General features: G+C 45.6%; 9 protein-coding genes and 1 tRNA gene. 2 read left to right on the top strand and 8 right to left on the bottom strand.

The genetic code is table 11. The features are described from left to right. The first annotated feature begins 140 nt into the window (after positions 1–140). Positions 141–407 carry a hypothetical protein gene (locus tag EYO21_04440; protein ID HIB03058.1) on the top strand — a complete coding sequence of 89 codons (267 nt, stop codon included), beginning with the start codon at positions 141–143 and terminating at the stop codon, positions 405–407. Positions 408–416: 9 nt separating this feature from the next. Next, positions 417–1,412 (top strand): hypothetical protein, encoded by a 996-nt coding sequence (locus tag EYO21_04435; protein ID HIB03057.1) that lies wholly within the window; start codon positions 417–419, stop codon positions 1,410–1,412. A 183-nt stretch (positions 1,413–1,595) separates the two neighbouring features. Here EYO21_04435 and EYO21_04430 read toward each other — a convergent pair whose 3' ends face one another. From EYO21_04430 to EYO21_04395, 8 genes are all read right to left on the bottom strand, one after another. Continuing rightward, positions 1,596–2,723, bottom strand: a complete 1,128-nt coding sequence (locus EYO21_04430) for an exo-alpha-sialidase (protein HIB03056.1) — start codon at positions 2,721–2,723, stop codon at positions 1,596–1,598. 145 nt (positions 2,724–2,868) lie between these two features. Continuing rightward, on the bottom strand, positions 2,869–4,401 hold the full coding sequence (locus tag EYO21_04425) for an arylsulfatase (GenBank protein HIB03055.1): 1,533 nt from the start codon (positions 4,399–4,401) through the stop codon (positions 2,869–2,871). 197 nt (positions 4,402–4,598) lie between these two features. Further along, positions 4,599–4,988: a DUF393 domain-containing protein gene (locus EYO21_04420; protein HIB03054.1), complete on the bottom strand. Its 390-nt coding sequence runs from the start codon at positions 4,986–4,988 to the stop codon at positions 4,599–4,601. Continuing rightward, positions 4,989–5,726: a DUF2071 domain-containing protein gene (locus tag EYO21_04415; GenBank protein ID HIB03053.1), complete on the bottom strand. Its 738-nt coding sequence runs from the start codon at positions 5,724–5,726 to the stop codon at positions 4,989–4,991. It abuts the gene before it with no gap. Between the two features lie 105 nt (positions 5,727–5,831). Continuing rightward, positions 5,832–6,119: a hypothetical protein gene (locus EYO21_04410; protein HIB03052.1), complete on the bottom strand. Its 288-nt coding sequence runs from the start codon at positions 6,117–6,119 to the stop codon at positions 5,832–5,834. Positions 6,120–6,566: 447 nt separating this feature from the next. Next, positions 6,567–6,636, bottom strand: a tRNA-Lys gene (locus EYO21_04405). Beyond that, positions 6,623–8,080, bottom strand: coding sequence for a M20/M25/M40 family metallo-hydrolase (locus EYO21_04400; GenBank protein ID HIB03051.1), 1,458 nt, complete (start codon positions 8,078–8,080; stop codon positions 6,623–6,625). The genes EYO21_04405 and EYO21_04400 overlap by 14 nt, the downstream gene beginning before the upstream one ends. Before the next feature lie 178 nt (positions 8,081–8,258). Further along, the gene (locus EYO21_04395) at positions 8,259–9,713 is read right to left on the bottom strand and encodes a PhoPQ-activated pathogenicity-like protein PqaA type (protein ID HIB03050.1); all 1,455 of its coding nucleotides are present in this window, start codon (positions 9,711–9,713) and stop codon (positions 8,259–8,261) included. Positions 9,714–9,875 lie beyond the last annotated feature (162 nt).

The following is a 9,875-nucleotide window of genomic DNA, read 5'->3' as shown; positions in this document are numbered from 1 at the left end:
AAAAAATCCCTCTACTAGGCGGGTGTTTCGATAGTGACTGGGGTAGGATTCGAACCACTGGCCAACCACTTAAGTAAAGCTTCAGTACAGAAGTTTAGACAGACAGCTCTGACTTGAGTAAATTCATTAAAATATCAAAGATGAGAAAACACGTTTCAATATTTTTAATGGGTGTCATAATAGGCTCCTTTGTTCTGGCAGGTTGCAATACCAATAAAGAACAATTCAGCCTCACTTCAAAAAGTTATGAAATGTGGCGTGATTACATTACACCTACGAAAAATGAATCGTTGTGGAAGTCTATACCCTGGCGGAGTTCTTTCAGAGAGGGATTGATTGATGCTAATGAGCACAAAAAACCATTGTTATTATGGGCCATGAATGGTCACCCGTTGGGGTGTACATGAAACAACGGCGTGGCGGGCCGGAGGTTCGTTTGGTCAGATCCCCGAATTATCGAAGTTGCTGAACAGTTCATCCCCACAACAGATGAAGTTTGGCGTCTGCAGCGGGTTCAAGATTCAGATGCCATTTTCTTTCAAGAGATGGCAAACAAAGGTCATTATCGCACAGCCGGCCAAACACGACAGGGGATCTATGTATGCAGCCCCAATGGTAAACTGTTGAGTTCGATCAATTCTCTAAACGCAGATGATGTCTTGAAGTCAATCAAGAGTGGATTGGAAAAGTGGAATGGTTTATCAGTGTCTGAACGACAATTACCCACTGATCAAAAATTAAAGCCTTCACACCGCTGGGAAAATAGTTACCCAGATCAAGGACTCGTTCTTACCTCTGCAAATGCAGATTTATTCACCGATCCACCAGTCCAAGACATTCGAGGTGATCGTTCGAATTTGGATCATGTATGGTTCAGTAAGTCCGAAGCAAGGCAGTGGCTTCAAGATGATCCTCAAGAAGGGGATATTTATGAGCTGCCTGATCACCTGGCAAATCGACTATTTTGTTTTCACCTGGTCGATAATGTTAGAGGTCAAACCTTGCCATTTGCACCTCAAGAAATAAAGAAATCCAATCTGCAGATCGAAGTTCAAGAACGTCACCAGTCAAATGTTCGAATCACGATCAGAGGTCATTCCGAAGCTGTGGCAAAAGGGGAGTGGTTATTAGGGCAAAATGATTGGACACCCACATATCCGCTTGACCATAGTATGAAAACTGAAATCCTTGGTAAGGCAACCTTTGATCTGGCCTTGAATAGATTTACGGAATTTGAAATGCTGGCGATTGGTAAGCGTTATGGTAAAACAGAGAACAACAGTAGAAGAAACAGTCCTGATGAAAGTTACATTGGATTTTTGTTCACCTTGGCTGAAGATCAAGCATTGGAAAAAATAGCACCCGCGTTTGTTGATGTGTATAATGCAGATTGGATCATCAAACCCTTTTAAGTACCACCCAAACAAGAGTTCTGATTTTATTATAATTTTCGTTCAACATTCCCTCACTAGTTATTTATTTCAATCGATAGAGGGAAAGTTAGCTCACGACAGAATATAAAGAAAAAACCCTTCAATAAGAGGAGCTAGTCTGGTGTGTTCCTGATAGGATTCGAACCTATGGCCAACCCAAAATCAGTTGGGTTTAATATATTTTAAATCGAGTCGCACCGAAATGATATAGGGTTTATCCCCCTCATCCCAATGACCATACGTAGTGGTCACAATTGTACCATTTGGCAGTACTTCAACTCCGGGGTAGGTACTATCCCAACTATTATAATTATTTTTGATCCGGATTCGATAATCCCCAAGGCCGCCTTTGATCAAATCCTTATAATTGCCTACCCAGGCAACCCAATCTCCCTGGGTTGGACTATTCTTTGCCATATCTCGGAATGAGATGAACAGTTTTCCGTCATGGGTATATTTGCCTATATGGCGATCCCCTGTGAGTTCAATGGGTAATTCTTTTGGATCAGACCAAAATTTTCCTTCGTCATTTGAAAAAATTATGTGCGAATTCTTTGTGCGGCTGTTTTCCCTTAATAAGGCAGCCAACTGTTTCCCATCGGGAGAACGTATAATACCCGGTTCACATAAGTGAACACCTGAATTCGAATAAAATCCCTCTGGAAAAGACCAGGTTAAACCGCCATCAGTCGAAATAGTTTGGTAGAGTGTAAACACACCATTGCTTTTACCATCTTTAATAAAGAATCGACCATCATCATGGAACATGGCCAAGTAGTGGCCAGGCTGTTTCAATGCCACAACACTCCCCATAACAACAATGCCACCCCAATTACCCACTTTCTTTAGCGGCGACCAAGTAAGACCATCATCTTCAGACACAGCCAACCGAGCTGGGTACAACCCTGACCACATGATAAGACGTTTTACACCTGCTGAATTAATTACTCTATGAATTGTCGGAACTTCTTTACTGGTAGACCAATTCTCAGGTACGGGCAACCTGCGGGACCAAGTTTTTCCTCCATCCCGGCTCCTTTTGTAAACGATCTCCCCTTTACCATGACCCTTGGGATATACTGTCAGAATTGTTTTTCCATCCTCAAGCAAAACGGTACTGGGATGCCCGAGATAAACCCCTGCTTCTTTATCCACAACAACCTGAAGATCATGACGTTGGTCAAGATCAACAACTGGGATCCGAAAAAAACTCTCAGTATGACCAATGCCCCCGATACTGATTGTGGTGAAAATAAAGAAGGCCCGAATGGTTGAAATCAGAAACCTCATTATCTTAGCATGTAGTAAAAAATCCTCTCTTGCATAAAACCAACTCCTAACCTTTCAGAAGCCCTCGTGAGGTTGTTCTTTCATTCCGACCGTCACTTTCCATGTTGAGATTGGAAAAAGCTTTTGAACTGATCGGGTCAGCGTTTTAAGGCCGAGTACGGCCTTGGTCTATAATAAATTGTAATTGGTTTTTCAACCGGTCAAATACCTCCGGATTTTGATCAGATACATCAGTGGCTTCTTTAATATCTTCTTCAAGATTGAAAAGTGAGAATCGGGGTACAGACCACATATTCATAGATAAGTCGCCATTATACATTGTTTTTGCATCATGCCGTTGGAGTTTCCAATTACCCACTCGCAACCCGTAATTCCCCCGGAGGCCATTATCCTGTGATACGATATATTTCCTACCTTTGGCACCACGTTTACCCAAAAAAGCGTCCAACACATTAAAACTGTCTAAAATCCCATCATCAGGAAGGTCCATTCCCGCCAAGGCTGCCATACTTGCCGCCAGATCAATGGTGGATACCATTTCATCAGAAATACCGGGTTGAATTTTTCCTTTCCAATAAGTGATGAAAGGGGTGCGTGTGCCACCCTCACGGACGGTGTATTTCCCGCCGGCGTAAGGCCCGGCCGGTTTATGATCACCCAATGTCTCATTGGCTAAATCATCATAACCATCATCCAGAACGGGTCCATTATCCGAAACGAAAATGACCAGTGTATTATTTGTCAGGTTAAGCCGATCCAATGTTTTCATGATCTCTCCCACATTCCAATCCAGTTGAACAATGGCATCACCGCGGTAGCTCATACCGGACAGGCCTTGGAATCGTTCATGGGGCATCCGTGGGACATGAATATCATGGGAGGAGAAAAAAAGGAAAAAAGATTCATTTTTATTTTCCTCAATCCATTTATTGGCTTGTTTTTGCCATTCATCGGCTAAATCTTCATCCCTGAAGCGTGCGGAGTGACCGCCGGTATAAAAGCCGATTCTACCAATTCCGTTATGGATGGTATTGTTATGTCCGTCATTCCAATTCATGCGTAAGGTGTTTCGATGGGTGATCCCAGTCGGGTGATCTTCACTGGGTTTTTCATACCCCACCCACAGTGGATCATTTGGATTCAGGTTTTTCACGTGGTGATTCTCCACATAGACTTGGGGGACACGGTCATTGGTAGTAGGGAGGAGAAAATTATAATCAAACCCAATTTCGCGAGGCCCCGGTTTGAGTTCTCTATTCCAGTCCGGCCCTTCTGGTCCTCCCAATCCCAAATGCCATTTCCCGATAACAGCTGTTTTATAGCCCGCCTTTTTTAATAAGGACGCGATAGTTTCGGTTCCGGGCTGGATAATGGCTGGTGCATTGGGAGGTGCAATCCCCGTATTCGTTTTTCTGAATGCATAAGAGCCGGTAAGAAAAGAATACCTGGTCGGCGTGCAAGTGGAGGCAGAGCAGTATCCACTGGTAAATTTCAATCCCTCATTAGCCAGTTTATCAATGTTGGGTGTTATGACATTTTCCGGTTTGGCACCGTAGGCACCCACGTCTCCATACCCCAGGTCATCGGCCATGATAATGATAATATTGGGTTTCTCAGGACTGTTTGGGAATGTGCAGGAGCAAAAAATGAACAGCCAGCTAAATAAACTCCGATTCATTTCTGTCCGTAGAATTTTATAATCTCCGTGGCATATTCATTGAATTCCACTTTGGGCCAACGTTCACTGATGTCCGTACCAAAAAAAACCGCATCATTAGCGAAAAGATCAATATAATAAATGTGGAAGCGTGTCTCCCAAAAGTGTGTGCCCATTTCGAGAATGTATACAGTTATTGGATGAAAATCAACTTTCAGTCAGTCGATTCGGAAGGTGCAGACTTCTGGACGCTCGAAGACTAGATGTCGGTAACGGGATACCAATCGATACACAAGGTCGCGAATAGGCAGTGGTATCATCCAGAGTAGCGGGAACCACACCCTCCAGTGCCACCTCATGTAGAAAAGACATCGTATCACCGCAGCTGACCTGACATAGGAATGACCGTCCCTGAACAGGTACACCGTAGCAGCCCGCTGTTGCCACTCTGGAAGCGTTGAGATCAGGCCCTGGGCCTCCTCTGACTGGATAGGCCTGTAAGCGATGTCGGCACCGGGTACTAGTCGAGGGTCCATGAACCGGGCGAGTCTGTGGCAGAGGCCGCAGTCCCCATCGAGGAGAAGCACATCGCGGGAGGGATTCAGCATTTACTCGGCAACTCCCTCGATCGACCAACTGTGAACCGTGACGCCATCCGAGATGTGAACGAGATCGGGCTTCAGGACATCAGATATCCTGAGGTCGTACGACTCTGTCAGGGAGTTAGAGAGAACAGTCGCCTCTGCCTCGCGAAATGCCCATGGCTCGTGGTAAGTGTGTGTGATACACAGCCTTCCCTTGTGAAATGTGTATAGGCAGTAACGCTCGAACAAAAACTCTTCCAAGGAGCCCGGAGAGGCCCGCATCGTCTCGCCCATCCCGATGCAAGTGCCAACGAGCTCCTGTTTCCCACCGACTCTTTTACTACTCCAGGCGTAAGTATCGCCGTCAATGTCCACCCTGCCCTTCGCATATTTATAAGGAAGGCCGTAGGCACGCGGTGCGTATGCGCAGGTGATCCTGCTCTGCGCATCGAGCGTGAGGAACATCACACCGGCTTTACTTCCATGCTTGACGTATGTCCTGATGTTGAATTCTGGAAATGTCGAGATTCCCGGAACTGTTACGGCGAGTCGTGGTCTCACTCCAGTCATCACGAATGGGATAGTACCTACGTACGCCTTGCTTTCGTAAAGGTCCAGTTCTAGTCCCTCTAGGATGTAGGGTCTGAGCCGATCTGGATCAACCTCCCAGTGCAGGAAGCTCAGGTGCCGCCATTGTTGGACGACTGAGTGGGGCCGCTCAGGCATCTGGAACGGAAGGTGATCTGTCCTCATCTCATCCATTTGGGTAAAAAAGTACTTACAGAAATTGGGAAAGTGGTTGAGAAGCTATAAGGGTTGGATTTTTGTGCAGTGTGCGTCAAAGCCGATAATCCAAAGTCTTTACATTTACTGTTCAAGATCTATCTCCAACCCACCAAACCATCTTGAAAAAAAGTTGTATAAAAAAGCTAGAATAAAACCTGCTATGAATCCAAATGTTGCAAATATGATTGGCATACCTATGATTGCGAAAAACGCGAGTGCTGTACCCAGATTTACTGAACCTGTGGTGACTACATCATAGATAAAGCCACCAAATGAATATAATATCCCGCAAACTAAACCAACATATGCCAATAGAACTCCTTGGAGTTTTGCGAGAGAGAGCACTCTAATTTTTTTTAGTCTTGCCATAACATCTCTTCTCCCGTTTCTCTCGTATCCGATAAAGCCGATTCAGCGTTTGTACAATATTATTGAGTTTATGCCTTGTTTATGGTCCTCAGTACATCTTTCATCCCGACCACTCCCCCGTCAATTACCAGGTTGAGATTGGGAAAGTGGTTGAGAAACCATCTCACAGACCCAATGTATACAGTTAATGAAAGAAAATCAACTTTTCCAAAATTTCCCTTAGAATGTGAGTGGGGAATATACCAAAGACCTACCCCCCTGCAATTAAGGGGTATGGGGGTACAATCAGGTTGAAATTGAGGTGTGTCCCTACAAATCGTGTCCCTAAAACGGTATTATATGACCTTCTTTGACTTTATTTGACATAGCTACAACCAGATAACGGGAAAGTCAACTCTCGAGAGTATATAAAGAAAAAACCCCTCATTAAGAGGGGCTAATCTGGTGTGTGCCCGACAGGAATCGAACCTGTGACCAACGGCTTAAAAGACCGTTGACATCTATTACTGACGGCCTCTTATACCCGTAGTCCATTCATCCCAGACATTCATCATGGCCCGCATCTGATCCTCCAAGTCCGTATTGACGATTAATGTCTCAATTTCACTGCGGGTCTGACGCTTTAGTTTGATGGATAAATCATTGGCATATTCCAGTGTGAGTGCCGCAACAATCACTGTATTTTTTTTCAGCTGTACAATATCTACTTTATCATAGGTGTCCGATTCAGCATGATAATTGAGCGCATAGTTGTATTCTTCATGGTTAGCAACCAGATTAGGTACACCCACCATCATAAAATCAAAGTTATCAGTACCGACTAAAGGCACATCAATATTGATAAAAGGCCCCAGATCCTTAAACCAGTTTACAATCTGATCCGTTGCCTGGAGAACGTCCGGCCTGCCGCCGGTGAAGAATCCATTGATAGCACCACTGCCGATATCCACCGATAATGCCATCACATGGTCATCCATGGTGTTTTCGTATTGTTTAGTATAAGCCATCGACCCATAGAAACCCTGTTCTTCACCATTCCATAGAACTAAGCGAATAGTACGCTTTGGCGTGATGCCCAATTGAACAAAATGTTTCGCTATGGTCATCATCATCACAACATTGCAGCCATTATCATTAGCACCCGTACCCATCCCCCAAGAATCAAGGTGTGACCCGATCACCACTACTTCATCGGGCTTTTCTGAGCCCCTTATTTCACTGATGACATTATAACTCGTCTGATCACCCCTATTTTTGACTTTAATATCCATTTGAATAAATAATTGACTTGTATCATTGCTTCGTAATGCACGCAAACATCTTTTTCCATCTTCTCTTGCCATCACCAGCATTGGCAAAGTATTATCATAAGCACGTGAGGCATTATGCCGGTACATCAGTTTTTTTGGCCGAGATGACATATATACAACACCCGCAACGCCTGCTTTGTATGCAAGTGCCTCGATTTTGGCAGCATCACTATATTCCTTGAATAACCCATCTATGTTGACTAATTCATCTGTCTCAATAAAAATGACAGCTCCTTCAGACCTAGTACCTAACCTTGAAAAATCCTCTTTCTCACCCCGACCGCCATCTAACAGCGGATACGTTTTATACATGTTACTTCTGGTGGAAAAAGTGAGGGCTGTTACGCGGGGTGTAAAGTTTAAATCACCGGTAATTTTTGCTTTGGAAGACTGCTCTAGCCAAAAACCAGGCATTTCAAAAGCCTGCTTGGAAACAGATACACCGTACTCTTGAAATTTGCCATAGGTCCAGTCAACAGACGCTAAGTTCGCCTCAGATCCCGTAGGACGGCCACCGATAAAGTCACATAAATGGGCTAAATCTTTGGCAACCTGATCATCATTCTCAATAATCTTTGACAGTTTCTGGTAATCATAGGCCTGGCCGAACAATACCCCCATGGCCAAGACTAATTGAAATATTCGTTTCATATTTTTCTCCTTTTAAATGAATATATGTTTTCATTTGTTATTATTCAATACTCAATCAACACTCCGAAAATTTTCTTGAGCTGATTAATCATAAAGGGATGTGGGTGCTTCTTTCATCCCGACCGTCCCCTTTTCTATAAACGCATTAACCGATCACCATTAGGTAGCGGTTTCTTAGTCAACGTGTTCCCTCAGGCAACTCACTAACAAACTCGCTAAAGGGGTAAGTGTCCGGTGTCACCACGGTACCGGTGGTGAATGTAAAGGGGAAGTCTGAACCGGGGTTGAACACCATCTCCAGCAGGCTCGCCTTGTACCCCGACTCTGCCGGTACGATGCCGATGGCATAGCGCCCGTCCTCTTGCCGCGGGAGAGATACTGCTGTCCAAACCCTACCGATGACGGGCAGGCGGAAGTCTCGACCGTTCTCGTTCACCGCCTCCCACTGGGTCAATGTGTAGTCGGTATTGGTATTGTGGTTAATATTCACAAAGATGGAGTCACCCCGCACATTCCAATCAAATTTCGGCAGCTCCGCGCCGGAGATGACCGCCTTGTAAAACGCCACCAAGCTCGACATATCATAGGTTTTCAGTCCGTGACCGCTATTGGGAACATACTGGATGTACTTCTCTCCCACAAGGTCGTCCCAGTAGAACTGCCACGAGTCCGTTACAAAGAATTCGTCACTGCTTGCATTGATGAGGAACTTAGGAAGGTCCAGCTCTTTGATAAAGGAGTACGGCTCCACAATCTCGATCAGGCGGTCGTTCTCTCGGGAGCCCAACCAGTTCATGATCCCTTCGTTCACGTAGGGGTCCAACGCTGGTGACCACTCACCGTAACAGCGCCAGTGATGGTAGAGCGACGGTGTGACGTTCAACATATCGATCACGATGGGAGCAATGGCCATGACCCGGTCGTCCGAAATGGCGGTAGTCCAAGTCGCCCATCCCCGCTTTGACGCTCCTGTCACCACGAACCGGTCCACCGGTTTCCCAGCCGATGCCGATACTTCCTGTACCACATCCAAACCGCGCGCCACTGCTCTAGTCATGGGAAGTTGGGCCAGCCACTCCACATTATTGTCCCTTGCGCCCCCTTCCAAGAACTTCCGCCAGCCAAAGGCGATAAGGTCGTCCTCGTACCGGTCTCCGAAATCGTCCCCTGTGTAGGTCACCGGCTGAAACGGGATGTTGGAGATGGAAGCGATGATTGACTTGGTGGCCACGGCGGCCTCCACGTAGGCGGGATCTGCTGAGATCGGCATGTTGTCCTCGCTGCTCCCGCCATCGATGACCACGAGGGCCTCAGTCTCATCCACTTCATCCGGGATGATGACGGTAAGCCAATGCCACCACTCAACCGGGTCCACCCGATCGGCGGTAAGCCAGTTCTGGGAAATCATTCGGATGACGTGGGTCTCCCACGCCTCACCCTCTATCACTTTTTCCACACTGAAGTGGAAGTGCCCATCGTCCAGCTGCACATAGTCCTTCAGGAGATTGTCGCTCTTCTGGCACCCGGCGAAAAGTAGAAGGGATAGCAGTGTGGTAAAGGCTCGTTTTATTCTACGAGCCAAACTAATGGATGCCAAGCTCATCAGTATCAATAACGGTAGTAGCTTTTTCATTGTTTTACCGCCTCTTTATTAATCTAGATAAAAAGTTAATCAAACTCATAACTAGGTCATCTCTTAATATTGGAAATCGACTTCCACAATTAGGACATTTTGGAAGAAATGAAGCATATTCATTTAGTTTCCTTCTTTGCCAACGATGAGAACAAGAAAGAC

Source organism: Candidatus Neomarinimicrobiota bacterium, assembly GCA_012964825.1.
Lineage (GTDB): Bacteria > Fidelibacterota > Marinisomatia > Marinisomatales > S15-B10 > UBA2125.
This window is presented reverse-complemented; position numbering and strand designations above follow the sequence as displayed.

Coding starts and splice junctions, on each gene's coding strand:
- EYO21_04440 (HIB03058.1), top strand. CDS start 141: ATGAGAAAACACGTTTCAATATTTTTAATGGGTGTCATAATAGGCTCC.
- EYO21_04430 (HIB03056.1), bottom strand. CDS start 2,723: ATGAGGTTTCTGATTTCAACCATTCGGGCCTTCTTTATTTTCACCACA.
- EYO21_04425 (HIB03055.1), bottom strand. CDS start 4,401: ATGAATCGGAGTTTATTTAGCTGGCTGTTCATTTTTTGCTCCTGCACA.
- EYO21_04420 (HIB03054.1), bottom strand. CDS start 4,988: ATGCTGAATCCCTCCCGCGATGTGCTTCTCCTCGATGGGGACTGCGGC.
- EYO21_04415 (HIB03053.1), bottom strand. CDS start 5,726: ATGGATGAGATGAGGACAGATCACCTTCCGTTCCAGATGCCTGAGCGG.
- EYO21_04410 (HIB03052.1), bottom strand. CDS start 6,119: ATGGCAAGACTAAAAAAAATTAGAGTGCTCTCTCTCGCAAAACTCCAA.
- EYO21_04400 (HIB03051.1), bottom strand. CDS start 8,080: ATGAAACGAATATTTCAATTAGTCTTGGCCATGGGGGTATTGTTCGGC.
- EYO21_04395 (HIB03050.1), bottom strand. CDS start 9,713: ATGAAAAAGCTACTACCGTTATTGATACTGATGAGCTTGGCATCCATT.